Below are 14,198 nucleotides of genomic sequence, written 5' to 3' on the forward strand. Positions count from 1 at the left end.
CGAGGATTGGGATTAACGCGGATTCGAGTAGCTATCTCTCGCGTTTCGCGGTCCGCGCAGCGAATCGCGCACGAACGAAAGCGCTCCGCATACGTTATAATCCCCGCACGTGAACGCCGAAACAGGTGACCAACAGTGCCTTTCTACGGCGGTAGCGAACTCGACAAGGTGTACGACGACGCGCTGGACGAGGGATTCGGTCTCATCGCCTCGAACATCGCCGAACCGAACATCATGATGGGGTTGATAGAGGGGGCGGCCCGCGAGAACTCGGACCTCCTGATGCAGTTGTCGGGCGGCGCCGCGACCTTCGCCGGGCACGAGGACGACGTCTCGGGCCTGAAGGCGATGGGCAACTACATCGAGACCATCGCCGACCAGTACGACATCGGCGTGTTCCTCAACATGGACCACCAGTCCGACATGGAGTTCATCGAGGCGCAGATGGACCTCGGAATCCCCTCTTCGATCATGATCGACGCCTCCCACGAACCGTTCGAGGAGAACGTCGCCACGAGCAAGGAAGTCGTCGAGATGAAAGAGGAGAAGGGCGCCGACGTGCTCATCGAGGCCGAACTCGGCCAGATAAAGGGCGTCGAAGACGAGGTCGAATCGGAAGAGGCGTTCTACACCGACCCCGAACAGGCCGTCGAGTTCGTCGACCGGACGGGCTGTGACCTGCTGGCCATCTCCGTCGGCACCCAACACGGCGTGGCGAAGGGCAAGGACCTCGAACTCCGTCCGGACCTCGCGGGCGACATCCGGCAGGCCCTGCGCGACCACGGCCTCGACACGCCCCTCGTCCTGCACGGCTCCTCGGGCGTCCAACCCGACCAACTGCAGGAGATGCTCCAGCACGGCATCTGCAAAGTGAACAAGGACACGCGCTACCAGTACGAGTACACGCGGACCGCGTTCGACCACTACCGCGAGGACCCCGAGGCCATCGTCCCGCCGGAGAGCGTCGACGACGACCGGGACACCTTCTTCAACGAGACGGAGTGGTCGCCGAACAAGGACGTGTTCGACCCCCGCGTCGTCGGCCGGAAGATACGCGACCGAATCGCCGACGTGCACGCGGACCTGACGCACGTCTCCGGCAGCGCCGGCAACAGTCGGTACGTCTGACGGGTTGACCGCCGCCGAGAGCCCCTCTCTCGCCCGGCGCGGACGCCTCCGACGCTCCGTCGCCCCGGCGTTTAAGTCGCTCCGCGTCCATTCGGCGTACATGCCCCAGATTCACCTCGACGAGGAGACGGTCGAGCGACTCGACTCCCTGCGCGTCGAAGACGAGGACTACGACGAGATAGTCACCGAACTCATCAACATCTACGAGGCACAGGAGATGACGCTGTTCCACGGCGGCGACGAGGTCTGAGTTTCCTGAGTTTCCACCCACCGACGCGGACGCTTCCTACTCCTGATACGCGACTCTGACCTGCTCCCACTTCCCCTTCGATTCGAGGTGACGCTGTAACTCCTCGGCGTACTCCTGTACGAGTCGCTCGGCCGCCTCCTGTCGTTCGGCGTCGGCGCCGCCGCCGCCGAGGCCGAGTGCGCCCTTGATGGAGTCGAACAGACCGCCGGAGGACCCCGTCCCCGAGTCGGCCGGCGCGCCGCCCATCTGGGCCATCTGCGACCGGACGTTCTTCAGTTCCGGCATGATCTGCGGGAGTTTCTCCGTGTCGGCGACGACGCGGGCGCGTTCGGGGTCGTCGGCGTGCTCGATTTCGAACTCCGTCGCCGTCATGATGAGCCCCCACTCCTGACTGGAGAACTCCGAGGCGGCGACGCGTTCGTTGAACTCCCGGTCGACCGTCATCCGGTCTCCGACGATGCTGTCGGTCCAGTTAGCCATGAGTTGGCGTATGTCCAGGAGGCGTTTCAGCGTTTCCCCCGCAGGAATCGCCGTACGGGCACTCTTTTTGGCCCCGTGGGTCCCGGTAGTCGTATGGAACAGTACGACCTCCTCTATCGGCTGTACGAGGACTCGGAGGCGGAGACGCTCAGGGAGTTGCAGAACTTCGTCGACCTGTTCCCGCCGGTCGACTCGCGCATCGCCCTCGACTACTGGCAGGACGCCAGCGACGAACTGGAGGAGCGAAAAGACGAGATACGCTCCTCGTTCGCCGCGGGGGAGACGTTCGCCGAGGTGGCCGCGCGGGCGACGCGCGACCAGACGTTCGCCGCCCTCGACCTCCACTCGAAGTACGGGCGCGCGGTGAACGCCCTCGTCCTCGACGTGGACGAGACGCTCCGCTCGGCGGGGCGGACGGACAACGAGATTCCGCGCGACACGCTGCACCTCCTCACCGAGTTCCACGAGTCCGGCGTGCCCATCGTCATCTGCACCGGACAGACCTTGGAGAACGTGAAGGGGTTCACCATCCAGGGACTCGGCAACGAACTCGTCCACTCCGGAACCGTGAGCATCGTCTACGAGGCGGGCACCGGCGTGTTCACGCCGGGGCACGGGTCGACGACCAAGCAGTTGCTGTACGAGGAGTTGGACGAGGCGGTCCGCGAGGTGTTCTCGGAGGTCCGCTCGCGCGTCCTCCCGCAGGCGCCCGACGACCTCCGCGAGTCGGTCCACCTCCAGGGTAACGAGTTCAACATCACCCTCAAGCCCAACTTCGACATCGGGAGCGACCCCGCCGCCGAGGTCATCGACCGGGGACTCCGCTACCTCGTCGACCTCCTCGGCCGCGCGGTCGCGGCCGCCGTCGGGGGCGTCGACGCCGACAGCGGCGAGGAGTGGTCGCGGGCGTACTACGCCGCCGCCGACCCCGAAGTCGCGGACGTTCTCGCCGCCGAGGGCGCCGCGCCCGAGGCCGAGGCCGACGACGTCCCGGAGGCAGTGACGGCCCTGTTCGACCGCATCGACGTGGCGTACTACCACGCCGACGCCGCCGAAATCGGTTCTCTGGAGTTGAACAAGCCGAACGGCGTCCGGGCCGCCCTCGACGTCCTCGACGTCGAGGACCCGTTCGTGCTCGTGATGGGCGACAGCAAGTCCGACCTGCGCGTGATGGAGTGGGCCGAGGAGGCCGACGCCGGCATCGCCGCCGCGCCCGAACACGCCTCGGAGGACGTGTTGGCGCACGTCCGCGACACGGACGAACTGGTGTACGACCGCGGCGACGCGGCGTCGATGCTCCGCATCGCCTACGTGCTGAACCTCCTCGACGGAATCTAATACACTCTGGTATTCGGACTGGTATAGATTCTTGTACTTCCGGAACGACGGGAGAGATATGTACGGCCGCTCGCTGTTGACGCTGGAGGGGACGCCCTTCGCGGAGGGTGAGTTCTCGCGGTTGTGGCTCCTCGCCGCCGCGACGTACGGCGTCGGCGACGTCGTGACCACCATCGCGCTCATCTACTTCAGCGCGTCCGTCGACGAGGCGAACGTCTTGGTCCGTTTCGCCGTCGAGTCGTCCGGACAGGTCGGACTCGTCGGCCTCAAACTCGCCGTCCTCCTCGCCTGCATCGGCATCAGTCTCGCCGCGGCGAACGACGAGGACGCCTTCTCCTACTACCTGCCGCCGGTCGTGCTCTCCGTCGTCGGCGCGTTCGTGACGGCGTACAACGTCCGTCTGCTCCTCGGCTGAGCGCCCCCACCCGTCTCCGCGTCGGCCGCCGTGCCGCGGGAGCCCCGACGGTCCGCTCGCACCGTCCGACGCCCGGAGATAATCAGCGCTGCGAGAGGACGACCCGGACGTTCACCGTCGTGGTATCGCTCTGTATCTCGTTTCCGGCGACCGGGTCGACGCGCCACTCGATGTCGAGCGCTCGCGTCTCTCCCGGCCGGAGCGTCGCCGTGCCGACGTCGGCGGCTTCGAGCGCCGACAGGGGAACCCACGTGTCGTCGTCGCCGACGAGGTAGTCGTCGCCGACGGAGATGCGGACGGCGACGGCCGACGACAGTTCGCCCTCGGCGCCGTCGTCGCCGGCGTCGCGTTCGGGTTCCAGCAGTCCGTTCTCCCGGTCGACGACGTCCGCGACGCGCACCGAGAGGTCGCCGGTCTCCCTCCCTTCGTTGTGAGCGGATAGTCGGACGGCTCCGTCCGAACCCGGAACGACGCCGTCGAACCGGAGCGACTCGGCGGCCGCGCGGCCGACCGCGAGGTCGACCGGAGCGCGCTCCCCGCCCGAGTCGTCGTTGTCGTCCGCGCCGCGGTCGCTCCTCCCGGCCGTGCGTTCCGTACCGGCGACGGAGTTCCCCGTCGACCCCTCGTCCCTCGAGGCCGACGGCGTCGACGGGGCGTTCCGGTCGACGGCGTCTCCGCCGCCCCCGTCGCCCTCCGTCGCGGTCGATGCGTCGCCGAGCGAGTTCGACCCCGCGGCGGGCGTCGAGGTCTCCCGTCCGCTCGCGTCGACGCCGCTGGCACCGGACGGCGTCACCGTCGCGGCGACGTCCGAGGCGACGTTCGCCCCCGAGTCCCCGCTCTGCAGCACTCCGACGCCCGCGCCGCAGAACACCGACAGAACGACGAGAACGGCGAGGCTCCGCCGCCCGAAGGGCCAGGTGAGTCTCCCTTCGACTCCCCCGCTCATTCTCCGCCCTCCGTCGGTACGGTTCCGGTCGGTTCGGCGCCCGTCGGCTCCGGGGTCGCGGTCGCGTCGGTCGCAGTCGTCGGCTCCGGCGTCGGAGTTGCCGACGCTTCCTCCGCGGGCGCGTCCGTCGCCGTCTTCCGTTCGGTCGCCGTCTCCGTTCCGGTCTCGGTCGACCGCTCGCTGGTCGCCGAAGCACCCGAGGCGTTCGTGCCGTTCCTCGCGGACTCCGACTCGGTCTCTCCGCCGTCGCCGGCGACTGCGGTCGGCTCGAACGTGCCGACGCCGACGGAGACGACGGCGCGCTCTTCGTCCGCGAGCGCGCCGTACGTGACTCCCCCGCCGACCACCGAGAACACGACGGTGGCGACGACGAGCAGCGATAGCCGGGTTCGGAACCGGTCGCACGACTGGTCGCTCACGCGCTCTCCTCGGTTTCCGCGGCCCTGTAGAGGTCGTACAGTTCGCTCCCGCCGAGGAGGACCGCCGGCACGACGAGGAACAGCAGCGAACCGAGCCTCGTTCCGGCGAACGCGACGACGTACCCGACGTACGGGAGGTGGAACGAGACCGCGCCCACGACGTCGTCGGCGGGGACTAGTTCGGGGTCCGCCTCCTCGTTGGCGTCGCCCTTCGTCCGGAAGGCGCGTTCGCCCCCGTCTTCGACGACGGCGGCGACGCGGTGCGTCACGAGCGACGAACCGCTCCCGGCGGCGAGGTCCACGCTCTCGAACGTTATCACGTCTCCTTCGCCGATTTCGGCGACCGGACGGTCGGCCACGAACACGACGTCCCCCGCGTCGATGGCGGGAGACATGCTGTCCGAGAGGACGACGTAACTGTGACTCGCGCCGGCCAGTTGCGGCACGGCGTAGAGGACGAACGGGAGGACGGCGAGTGCGAACAGCACCAGGGCGGCCGTCTTGGCGGTATCGGTATGAGGTGTCATCGTTTGAATATGAAAAGTGTCCTATGAAACGTTCTGATGGATGAGAACCGCGCCGAATCGACTTATTCCGCGGCGTCGATGAGTAGTTCCACCGGTCCGTTGTTGCCGTCGCCGGTGTACTCGAACGTCACCGTACCGGTGAGCGTCAATCCGTCGGAGCCGTCGAGGTCGCTGAACTCAACGTACTCGCGACCGCTGTCGCTCTCCAGCGTGTTCGGCAGTGCCGCCGCCCCGTCGATGGAGAGGTCTTCCACCGTCACCGTCGCACCGTTCTCCCGCGAGGAAGCGATGAGCGCGAGTCGGGTGAAACTCCCCGAGTACGTGTTGGTGACCGAGTAACCGTTCGACGAGAGCGTGGTCTCTCCGTCGTCGGCTATCTCCAACTCGAAATCGTAGCTCTCGCCCGACTGGTACGTCGAGGCGTAGCCGCCGGCGGAGAACGAGGCGTCGGCGGTGGACTGGCCGCCGTCCTTCAGGCGCAGGTCGTAGTTGCCCTTCGACACCTTTAGCTCGGAGCCGAAGACCTTCTCGTAGGACGTCTGCGGGAACCCGGTCCCCGTCTCGCCCTGCGGGTTGTCCGTCTCCTGCGTGAGCGACAGCGTCATATCCGCCGTCACGCGGTCGCTCTGAACGGCGTTCCCCGCCGTCACGGGGAGGTGCCACTTGATGGGGATGGTCAGCTTCTCCCCGCCGTTCAGCGTGTACGACGGGTACGACTGACCCTCAAGGTCGCTGAGCGTCTTCCACCCGTTGCCGGGAATGTGCACTTCGAGGTACTCCGAGAGCTCCCCTTCGCTGTCGCCGTCTTTCTCGCTCTCGACCTCGCTCCGGCCGTTCTCGTAGTCCTGAACGGAATCGATGCTGCCCGTGAGCAACCCGGCGACGGTGCCTGCGTTCTTCACCGTGATCTTTTCTTGCCCGTCGTCCCCGGGCGCGATACCCTCTTCGTCGAGAATCGTTACGACGCCGTTCTGGCCGTTGACCGTCAGGTCGAGAGTGCCCGCCTGCACGTCCGCCTGTACGCTCTCGCTGTCGGAGAACAGTGCCATCGTTCCCGCCCCTGCCCCCGCGGACGCGAGGCCGATGGTGCCGAGTCCAGCCAGAATCTTGCGCCGCGACAGTTTGATGTTGGTGTTGTTGTCTGCCATTGGGTTTTCCACGTCTTTCGACGATTCGAGCCACGGCCGGACCCCCCTTATCTATGGTCTAAATTCGAGACTGTAACTAAAAGTTATAGGACACGAACGAACACGCTTAGAACGCTAATTCGTTCGTTTCAACCCCGATAACGACCGGTTAAGGCAGGGTACCGTCGGCGACCGTTGCGTCCGACGGCCCGACCGACCGCGCCGTGGACGGAACCACTTTTGCCGCGGGGGGTCGAAGCCCCGAATCAGAGACTTCGGCGGCGGACGCCCCGGAGTGTAAAGGTTTACAATTTATCGAGTGAACACCAATCCATGAAAGACTACTCACAGCTACACGACCCGAACGCGGAGTATACGATGCGGGAGCTCTCGGCCGACACGATGCAGGTCACGGCCAAGCGCGGGGGCGGCCGCGACGTGGAGATCACGGACGTACAGACGACGATGATAGACGGGAACTTCCCGTGGACGCTGGTCCGCATCTACACCGACGCCGGCATCGTCGGCACCGGCGAGGCCTACTGGGGCGCGGGCGTTCCGGAACTCATCCAGCGGATGAAGCCGTTCCTCATCGGCGAGAATCCCCTCGACATCGACCGCCTGTTCGAGCACCTCGTCCAGAAGATGTCCGGCGAGGGCTCCGTCGAGGGCGTCACCGTCACGGCCATCTCCGGTATCGACGTGGCGCTGCACGACCTCGCGGGCAAGATTCTGGAGGTTCCGGCCTACCAGTTGCTCGGCGGGAAGTACCGCGACAAGGTGCGCGTCTACTGCGACTGCCACACCGCCGACGAGGCGGACCCGCAGGCCTGCGCGGACGAGGCCGAACGCGTCGTCGACGAACTCGGCTACGACGCGCTGAAGTTCGACCTCGACGTCCCCTCCGGTCTGGAGAAGGACCGCGCGAACCGCCACCTCCGACCCGGCGAGATTCGACACAAAGTCGACATCGTCGAGGCGGTCACGGAGCGCGTGAAGGACCGCGCGGACGTCGCGTTCGACTGCCACTGGACGTTCTCGGGCGGGTCGGCCAAGCGCCTCGCGAACGCGCTCGAAGGACTCGACATCTGGTGGCTCGAAGACCCCGTCCCGCCGGAGAACCTCGACGTGCAGGAGGAGGTCACGAAGTCCACCTCCGTGCCCATCACGGTGGGCGAGAACCGCTACCGAGTCAGCGAGGAGCGACGCCTCATCGAGAACCAGGCGGTCGACATCATCGCGCCCGACCTGCCGAAGGTCGGCGGCATGCGCGAGACGCGGAAGATAGCCGACGTGGCGAACCAGTACTACGTCCCCGTGGCGATGCACAACGTCTCCTCGCCCGTGGCGACGATGGCCTCGGCGCACGTCGGCACCTCCATCCCGAACGTCCTGGCCGTCGAGTACCACTCCTACGAACTCGGCTGGTGGGAGGACCTCGTCGAGGAGACGGTCATCGAGGACGGTCACATCGAGATTCCCGAAGAACCGGGTCTCGGCGTGACGCTCGACATGGACGTCGTCGAAGAGCACATGGTCGACAACGAAGAGCTGTTCGACGAGGCCTGAACGGTCTCGTCGAGCCAGCGAGTCGCAGCGCGAACGAAGTGAGCGACCGTCTCGCGCGGTTCGACGAAGCGTAGCTTCGTCAAGCCAGCAAATCTCCGATTTGTGCTGTTCGACGAGGCGTAGAGCGGACGACGAACCACCGACTCGACGCTCTGTTGCGAACAGGCGGCGCCCCTACTTCTCCGAGACGACTGCGCCGCGCATCCGCGAACCGTCCCGGGTTCCCGCTCAGGTCACGCCGCGGAGTGGCCCCGGCTTCGTATTTGAACCCTCGTCTGCCGGGACGCCGAGATTTATCGGCCGCCCAGGCCATCGGTACCTCATGTCATACGAGGTCGACTACGACCTGTCCGACGACGACGAGAACGTCCACCACGTCTGGGACAACAGCCTCGACCCCCTGGTGACCGTCGAACCGGGAGAGGTGGTCCGCTTCGAGTGCCGCGACGCCCTCGACGGGCAGGTGGGGCCGGACTCCGGGGTGGAAGACTTAGCGAACGCGACGTTCGACCCCGTTCACCCGTTGACCGGCCCCGTCGCCGTCGAGGGAGCGGAACCGGGCGACGTGCTCGCCGTCGAACTCCTCGACTTCGAGCACAAGGGCTGGGGCTTCACCGGCTACATGCCCGGCGAGATGGGGCTCGGCCTCCTCCCGGAGGAGTTCGAGGAGGCGGGCCTGCACATCTGGGAGTTAGAGGAGGAGGTCGGCCACTTTGTAAACGGCATCGAGGTCCCCCTCGACATGTTCCCCGGCATCATCGGCGTGGCGCCCGGCGAGGACGGCGAGCACGACACCCTGCCGCCGTACGACACCGGCGGCAACGTGGACGTCAAGCACATGACGAAGGGGTCGACGGTGTACCTCCCCGTCGAAGTCGAGGGGGGCCTGTTCTCGACGGCGGACTGCCACGCGGCGCAGGGCGACGGCGAGGTGTGCGTGACGGGCATCGAGGCCCCGATGTACGTCACCGCCCGGTTCGACGTGCTGAAGGACAAATCCATCGAGCAACCCCAACTGAAGACGACGGGACCGTTCACGCCCACGGGGTCGGACGAACCGATGTACGCGACGACGGGTATCGCTCCCGACCTGATGGAGGCGACGAAGAAGGCGGTCAGGCACATGATAGACCACCTCGAAGCCGAACGCGACCTGACGCGCGGCGAGGCGTACATCCTCTGCTCGGCGGCCGCCGACCTGAAGATAAGCGAAGTCGTCGACGCGCCGAACTGGACCGTGACGGCGTACGTCCCGGACAGCATCTTCCCCGACGAGTGATTCGGGGTCAGTCCCCGCCGAACGCGTCCTTGAGTCGGTCCGCGATGGACTGCCCGACGGTCCGCGGGTCGGCTTCTATCAGTTCGAGTTCGTCGCCGACGCTCACGGTTCCGGCCTCCACGACGTTCGCGCAGATGCCCCCGCGCTTCTGCTTGAGTGCGCGCGCGACGCCCTCCTCGCCGGCGACCCGTTCGACGTGCGCGCAGGGCGGGCGGGGGCGCGTCCCGCGGAACGTCGCGTCGCCGACGCGGAACGTCGTCTTCAACAGGTCGTGGAGTTCCTCGCCGCCGACGCCGCGGACGACGATGTTGCGTCGGTGCCGGCCGTCGGTCAGGTCGATGCCCGTCTCGTCGAGAATCTCCTCTAAGGCCTCCCACGCGACGAACGTCACCTCGCAGACGTCGTACGGGGAGTAGTAGCCCGTGCCGAGCAGGTAGCGGTCGCCGCGCAGGCCGCCCTCGACGGCCTCGACTGACTCGTGCGACTCCATCGGCGCGCCGTCCTCGGGGCTGGTCCACAGTTGCTCGACGCGGCCGCGAATCTCGCTTTCGTTCTCTCTTTCGTCTCCGCCCTCGGTGTCGCTCATCAGCACACCGACCTCGGGTCGAAGCCCAGTCCCTGAAGGGCGTCCGCGTAGTCGTCGTACGCCACCTGAACCGTGTAGCCGGCGACCATCTCGGCGGCCTCCCACTCCTCGTCGCTCCCGCACAGCGATTCGAGCAGCGAGAGGCCCTCGGTCAGCGTCTCCGCCGTCTCCGCCTTCAACTCCCGCAGGACGTCCGCCGTCCGCTCGTCCGCCTCGTTGACGAAGAAGCCGACGAGTTGGTTGTACGTCCGCAGGCTGACGAGGGGCCGGCCGACCATCCCGCCGGCGACGCGTTCGACGGCCGACTCGCGCCCCCGGAGGTAGCCGTGCATCGGGCCCGGTTCGTCGTCCGGTTCCCACGCGCCGTCGAGTTCGTCGGTCACGCGCCGGAGGTGGTCGTCCTCCTGGTCGGCGACGGCGGCGAACGCCGCGCGCGCGGCCTCCTCGTCCTCGTCGTCGGCCCACCCGCGGAACGTCTCGCGGGCGGCGTGCTCGCTCGCCGCCGCCACGTCGAGGACGCGTTCGCGCGTCAGGTCGGCGTCCGTCAGCGCGACGAGCAGTTGCTGGGAGCCGAGTCGGTCCAACTGCGTCCGTTTTTCGGTCTCCACGGCCGACCGAAAGCTCTCGCCGTCCATATCCCCCTCACGCGCGGTGCGACCCTGAATGTTGGCCTGCTGGTGCTATCACCCGTGATACTGAGCCGGGAACGTTCATTACGCGGAATAGTCTCTGAACTGGTATGACCGACCAGGCGTTCGCCGTGAACGATACCAACAGACGCGGGGTGGACGGGGAGAACCTCGCGGCGAAACTCGGCATCGACGACGAGGAAATCGCGTGGCGGAAGTCGTTCAACCGCTTCGACGGCGAGGACGTCGAGCGACTGCGGGACCTCTCCGACGCGTTCGACCGCTCGGCCGACGACATCGTCGAGGAGTTCTACGAGCACCTGACGGGCGACCCGGCGGCGAACGAGATTCTCGGCCGGTCGAACAAGGGGTTCGACGCGCTCAAGGCCGACCAGGCCGCGTACCTCCGGTCGCTCGGCGCCGGCGAGTACGACCGCCGGTACTTCGAGCGACGCGCGCGCATCGGGAAGATACACGACATGCTCGACCTCGGACCGAAGTTCTACCTCGGCGCCTACTCGGTGTACTACGAGGGCCTCTTCGAGGCCGTCGCCGAGGACGTGAAGGCCGAGTACGGGGGCTCGGACGGGCGACTCGCCCGACTCGGTCTCGGGGGCGGCGTCGAGGCCGGAGGCGTCGACGGGGCGGTCGACGCGCTGACCGAGCGGATGCTCTCGGTGTTGAAACTGCTCCTCCTCGACCAGGGCGTCGCCATGGAGACGTACATCGACTCCTACAGCGAACAGGCCAGAGAGCAGGCGCGGCGCCGGCGCGAACTCGCCGTGCAGGTCGGCTCCGAACTCCGCGGCCCCATCGACGACGTCCACCGCTCGTCGCTCGTCGTCTCCGAACACGCCGAGGACATCCGCGACATCGCCGCCGAGCAGGTCCGGGACATGGAGTCGGTCGCCGACGAGGTGTCGCAGATGAGCGCGACCGTCGAGGAGATAGCCGCCACCTCCGAGGAGGTCCATCGCACGAGCACCGAGGCGGCCGAGCGCGCCTCCGAGGGGGAGACGGCCGCCGACGAGGCCATCGAGGTGATGGAGGCGGTCAGCGAGGCCGCCGCCGGCGCCTCCGAGGACGTCCGGAGCCTGCAGGAGCGCATCGACGAGGTCGACGGCGTCATCGAGACGATAAACGAAATCGCCGAGCGGACGAACCTCCTCGCGCTGAACGCCTCCATCGAGGCCGCCCGCGCGGGCGACGCGGGCGAGGGGTTCGCCGTCGTCGCCGCGGAGGTGAAGTCGCTCGCCGAGCAGTCCCAGACGCAGGCCGCCGAGGTCGAACGGACCGTCGAGCGCGTGCAGTCGGAGGCCGACGAGACGGTCGCCAGCCTCTCGCGGACCACCGGAAAGCTCCACGACGGCATCGAACTCGGCGAGGAGGCGATGCGGAGCCTCGGCGAAATCGTCGACTCCGTCGAGCGGACCACCGAGGGCATCGCGGAGGTGGCCGACGCGACGGACGAGCAGGCGCTGAGCGCCGAGCAGGTCACCGGACTCGTGGACAACACGCGCGAACAGGCGAAGACGGTCGCCTCGCGGGTCGACGACGTGGCCGAGGCGAGCCGCGAACAGGCCGGGCGGGTCGAGTCGCTCCGAGCGTCGAGCGAGCGACTCGCCGGCGACGCCGACGACGGCGCGACGGCCTCCCTCGACGACGGGGAGGAGTCGGCGTCGGCGCCGCGAGGTCCCCCCGAGTCGGTGCCGACCGGCGACCGGGACGCGCGGCCGTCCGCCGCCGTCGAGACCGACGGCGGGTCGACGGAGTAGCCGACCGACCCGAAAACTGCCCGACGGCGCGACCTTCGAGCCGAAATCGAGTCGGCGAACTGACCGCTCGAACGGCAACTATATTCTGTAGGAGAGTCGTATCGAGACTGATGACTCCCGAGGGACTGCACGAGCGAATCGAACGGGGTGGGTCGGTCTCTCTGCTCGACGTTCGGAACCGAGACGAACACGACGCGTGGCACATCGGGGGCGACGGCGTCGAGACGACGCTCGTCCCGTATTCGAAGTTCATGGCGGCCGCGGCGCGCGGCGACGTCGCCGCGACCGCCAGGGAGGCGGGTCTCGACCCCGACGAGCCGGTCGTCGTCGTCTGCGGTCGCGGCGAGGCCAGCGCGTACGTCGCGGACCTCCTCCGGGAGGAGGGCTTCGAGGCGGAGAACCTCGACGGCGGCATGCGCGGGTGGGCGCGCGTCTACGTCTCCGTCGTCGTCCCGGCGAACGTCGACGCGGTGATCCACCAGTACCGCCGTCCCGCCAGCGGATGTCTCGCCTACTTCGTCGTCTCGGACGGCGAGGCCGCGGTGATAGACCCACTCAGGCAGTTCACGGAGCGGTACGTCGCCGACGCCCGCGAGTACGACGCCGACCTCGTCTACGCCCTCGACACGCACGTCCACGCCGACCACGTCAGCGGCGTCCGGACGCTGGCCGACGAGACGGGGGCGACCGCCGTCTATCCCGAAGGCGCCCGCGACAGGGGTCTCGACGCCGGCACCGGCGCGGAGTTCGTCTCCGACGGCGACGAGATTCGCGTCGGGAACGCGACGCTCACCGCCGTCGACGCCCCCGGACACACGAGCGAGATGACCGCCTACCGCCTCGGCGACGTGGTGTTCTCGGGGGACAGCCTGTTCGTCGAGAGCGTCGCCCGCCCGGACCTGGAGGTGGGCGACGAGGGGGCGACCGACGCGGCCCGACAGTTGTACGGGACGCTCCGGTCGGTTTTCGGGGAGTTCCACGACGACGTCCGCGTCGCGCCGGCGCACTACAGCGACGCCGCCGACCGGCGGAGCGACGGCACCTACTCCGCGTACCTCGGCGACCTGCGGGACCGCCTCCCGCTTCTCATGCTCTCTGAAGAGCGGTTCGTGGAGGCGGTGCTCGCGGACATGCCGCCGCGGCCGGCGAACTACGAGGAGATAATCCGGACGAACCTCGGCCGCGAGTCGCCCGACGACGAGACGGCCTTCGAACTCGAACTCGGGCCGAACAACTGCGCGGTGTCGCAGGCGGACTGAGTTCGGCGGCCGACGCCGACTTCTTCGACTCGGACGGCCGCGCGCTCAGTCCTCAGTCGTCGTCCGCGGCGGGCGCGGCGGCCGAGGCGTCGTTCTCGATGCTCGGCGGGTAGACGCCGCGCTCCAGTTTGAGGTCGCTCTGCGGGCGCGCCATGCACGTCAGCGCGTAGTGCTCTCGCTCCTCGTCGGTGAGGCCGCGGGCGGCGGGTTGGACCACGTCGCCTTCGAGAATCTCCGCGGAACAGGCCAGACACATCCCGACCCGGCAGGAGTACTCCTGCGCGATTCCCTCCTCGATGCAGGCCTTGAGGATGGTCTGCTTGTCGGAAACCTGAATCGACTCGCCCGTCCCGACGAACTCGACGGTGTACTCGGTCATGACCCTCGATTTGCGTGACCGCGCCAAAACTCTTTATGGAGCGATTCGGTCGGCGAAGAGAGGTCGAATAGGGAGACGCGCCGGCGTCCGCC

General features: G+C 67.7%; 16 protein-coding genes. 8 read left to right on the top strand and 8 right to left on the bottom strand.

The genetic code is table 11. The annotated features are described in order from the left end of the window. Nucleotides 1-135: 135 nt before the first annotated feature. Both fba and NDI79_RS01305 read left to right on the top strand, forming a co-directional pair. Entirely contained in the window at nt 136-1,128 is a 993-nt protein-coding gene (gene fba, locus NDI79_RS01300; protein WP_310926643.1) for a class II fructose-bisphosphate aldolase, read from the top strand. Between the two features lie 100 nt (nt 1,129-1,228). After that, nucleotides 1,229-1,378, top strand: a complete 150-nt coding sequence (locus tag NDI79_RS01305) for a DUF7557 family protein (RefSeq protein WP_310923611.1) — start codon at nt 1,229-1,231, stop codon at nt 1,376-1,378. 36 nt (nt 1,379-1,414) lie between these two features. Here the strand turns inward: NDI79_RS01305 and NDI79_RS01310 are convergent, their stop codons facing one another. Further along, a complete protein-coding gene (locus tag NDI79_RS01310; protein ID WP_310926644.1) occupies nt 1,415-1,858 on the bottom strand; it encodes a DUF5799 family protein in 444 nt (147 codons plus the stop codon). A gap of 93 nt (nt 1,859-1,951) precedes the next feature. On the opposite strand from NDI79_RS01310, the gene NDI79_RS01315 reads away from it, so the two are divergent. Continuing rightward, nucleotides 1,952-3,196 carry an HAD family hydrolase gene (locus tag NDI79_RS01315; RefSeq protein ID WP_310926645.1) on the top strand — a complete coding sequence of 415 codons (1,245 nt, stop codon included), beginning with the start codon at nt 1,952-1,954 and terminating at the stop codon, nt 3,194-3,196. A gap of 58 nt (nt 3,197-3,254) precedes the next feature. Then, entirely contained in the window at nt 3,255-3,611 is a 357-nt protein-coding gene (locus NDI79_RS01320; RefSeq protein ID WP_310926646.1) for a DUF5658 family protein, read from the top strand. An 82-nt stretch (nt 3,612-3,693) separates the two neighbouring features. Here the strand turns inward: NDI79_RS01320 and NDI79_RS01325 are convergent, their stop codons facing one another. From NDI79_RS01325 to NDI79_RS01340, 4 genes are all read right to left on the bottom strand, one after another. After that, nucleotides 3,694-4,557: a hypothetical protein gene (locus tag NDI79_RS01325; RefSeq protein ID WP_310926647.1), complete on the bottom strand. Its 864-nt coding sequence runs from the start codon at nt 4,555-4,557 to the stop codon at nt 3,694-3,696. After that, entirely contained in the window at nt 4,554-4,976 is a 423-nt protein-coding gene (locus NDI79_RS01330; protein WP_310926648.1) for a hypothetical protein, read from the bottom strand. The genes NDI79_RS01325 and NDI79_RS01330 overlap by 4 nt, the downstream gene beginning before the upstream one ends. Further along, nucleotides 4,973-5,503 (bottom strand): signal peptidase I, encoded by a 531-nt coding sequence (locus tag NDI79_RS01335; RefSeq protein ID WP_310926649.1) that lies wholly within the window; start codon nt 5,501-5,503, stop codon nt 4,973-4,975. Before NDI79_RS01335 ends, NDI79_RS01330 begins: the two co-directional genes overlap by 4 nt. Before the next feature lie 62 nt (nt 5,504-5,565). After that, a complete protein-coding gene (locus NDI79_RS01340; protein ID WP_310926650.1) occupies nt 5,566-6,651 on the bottom strand; it encodes a TasA family protein in 1,086 nt (361 codons plus the stop codon). A 312-nt stretch (nt 6,652-6,963) separates the two neighbouring features. Between NDI79_RS01340 and NDI79_RS01345 the strand changes: the two genes are divergently transcribed. Then, nucleotides 6,964-8,199 carry a mandelate racemase/muconate lactonizing enzyme family protein gene (locus NDI79_RS01345; protein ID WP_310926651.1) on the top strand — a complete coding sequence of 412 codons (1,236 nt, stop codon included), beginning with the start codon at nt 6,964-6,966 and terminating at the stop codon, nt 8,197-8,199. A gap of 322 nt (nt 8,200-8,521) precedes the next feature. Continuing rightward, nucleotides 8,522-9,478, top strand: a complete 957-nt coding sequence (locus NDI79_RS01350) for an acetamidase/formamidase family protein (protein ID WP_310926652.1) — start codon at nt 8,522-8,524, stop codon at nt 9,476-9,478. 7 nt (nt 9,479-9,485) lie between these two features. Here the strand turns inward: NDI79_RS01350 and NDI79_RS01355 are convergent, their stop codons facing one another. Together NDI79_RS01355 and NDI79_RS01360 are read right to left on the bottom strand one after the other, a co-directional pair. After that, a complete protein-coding gene (locus NDI79_RS01355; RefSeq protein WP_310926653.1) occupies nt 9,486-10,064 on the bottom strand; it encodes an MOSC domain-containing protein in 579 nt (192 codons plus the stop codon). After that, nucleotides 10,064-10,699: a rubrerythrin family protein gene (locus tag NDI79_RS01360; RefSeq protein WP_310926654.1), complete on the bottom strand. Its 636-nt coding sequence runs from the start codon at nt 10,697-10,699 to the stop codon at nt 10,064-10,066. The genes NDI79_RS01355 and NDI79_RS01360 overlap by 1 nt, the downstream gene beginning before the upstream one ends. A 104-nt stretch (nt 10,700-10,803) precedes the next feature. On the opposite strand from NDI79_RS01360, the gene NDI79_RS01365 reads away from it, so the two are divergent. Together NDI79_RS01365 and NDI79_RS01370 are read left to right on the top strand one after the other, a co-directional pair. Then, nucleotides 10,804-12,468, top strand: coding sequence for a globin-coupled sensor protein (locus tag NDI79_RS01365; RefSeq protein WP_310926655.1), 1,665 nt, complete (start codon nt 10,804-10,806; stop codon nt 12,466-12,468). A 110-nt stretch (nt 12,469-12,578) separates the two neighbouring features. Continuing rightward, on the top strand, nt 12,579-13,727 hold the full coding sequence (locus NDI79_RS01370) for an MBL fold metallo-hydrolase (RefSeq protein ID WP_310926656.1): 1,149 nt from the start codon (nt 12,579-12,581) through the stop codon (nt 13,725-13,727). Nucleotides 13,728-13,779: 52 nt separating this feature from the next. On the opposite strand, the gene NDI79_RS01375 is transcribed toward NDI79_RS01370, so the two are convergent. Beyond that, entirely contained in the window at nt 13,780-14,106 is a 327-nt protein-coding gene (locus tag NDI79_RS01375; RefSeq protein WP_310926657.1) for a 2Fe-2S iron-sulfur cluster-binding protein, read from the bottom strand. Between the last annotated feature and the right edge of the window lie 92 nt (nt 14,107-14,198).

The organism is Halogeometricum sp. S3BR5-2, assembly GCF_031624635.1.
Lineage (GTDB): Archaea > Halobacteriota > Halobacteria > Halobacteriales > Haloferacaceae > Halogeometricum > Halogeometricum luteum.

Bases quoted from the DNA above. Each gene is read 5' to 3' on its own strand.
- NDI79_RS01305 (WP_310923611.1), top strand. From the start codon at position 1,229: ATGCCCCAGATTCACCTCGACGAGGAGACGGTCGAGCGACTCGACTCC.
- NDI79_RS01310 (WP_310926644.1), bottom strand. From the start codon at position 1,858: ATGGCTAACTGGACCGACAGCATCGTCGGAGACCGGATGACGGTCGAC.
- NDI79_RS01315 (WP_310926645.1), top strand. From the start codon at position 1,952: ATGGAACAGTACGACCTCCTCTATCGGCTGTACGAGGACTCGGAGGCG.
- NDI79_RS01320 (WP_310926646.1), top strand. From the start codon at position 3,255: ATGTACGGCCGCTCGCTGTTGACGCTGGAGGGGACGCCCTTCGCGGAG.
- NDI79_RS01325 (WP_310926647.1), bottom strand. From the start codon at position 4,557: ATGAGCGGGGGAGTCGAAGGGAGACTCACCTGGCCCTTCGGGCGGCGG.
- NDI79_RS01335 (WP_310926649.1), bottom strand. From the start codon at position 5,503: ATGACACCTCATACCGATACCGCCAAGACGGCCGCCCTGGTGCTGTTC.
- NDI79_RS01340 (WP_310926650.1), bottom strand. From the start codon at position 6,651: ATGGCAGACAACAACACCAACATCAAACTGTCGCGGCGCAAGATTCTG.
- NDI79_RS01345 (WP_310926651.1), top strand. From the start codon at position 6,964: ATGAAAGACTACTCACAGCTACACGACCCGAACGCGGAGTATACGATG.
- NDI79_RS01350 (WP_310926652.1), top strand. From the start codon at position 8,522: ATGTCATACGAGGTCGACTACGACCTGTCCGACGACGACGAGAACGTC.
- NDI79_RS01355 (WP_310926653.1), bottom strand. From the start codon at position 10,064: ATGAGCGACACCGAGGGCGGAGACGAAAGAGAGAACGAAAGCGAGATT.
- NDI79_RS01360 (WP_310926654.1), bottom strand. From the start codon at position 10,699: ATGGACGGCGAGAGCTTTCGGTCGGCCGTGGAGACCGAAAAACGGACG.
- NDI79_RS01365 (WP_310926655.1), top strand. From the start codon at position 10,804: ATGACCGACCAGGCGTTCGCCGTGAACGATACCAACAGACGCGGGGTG.
- NDI79_RS01370 (WP_310926656.1), top strand. From the start codon at position 12,579: ATGACTCCCGAGGGACTGCACGAGCGAATCGAACGGGGTGGGTCGGTC.
- NDI79_RS01375 (WP_310926657.1), bottom strand. From the start codon at position 14,106: ATGACCGAGTACACCGTCGAGTTCGTCGGGACGGGCGAGTCGATTCAG.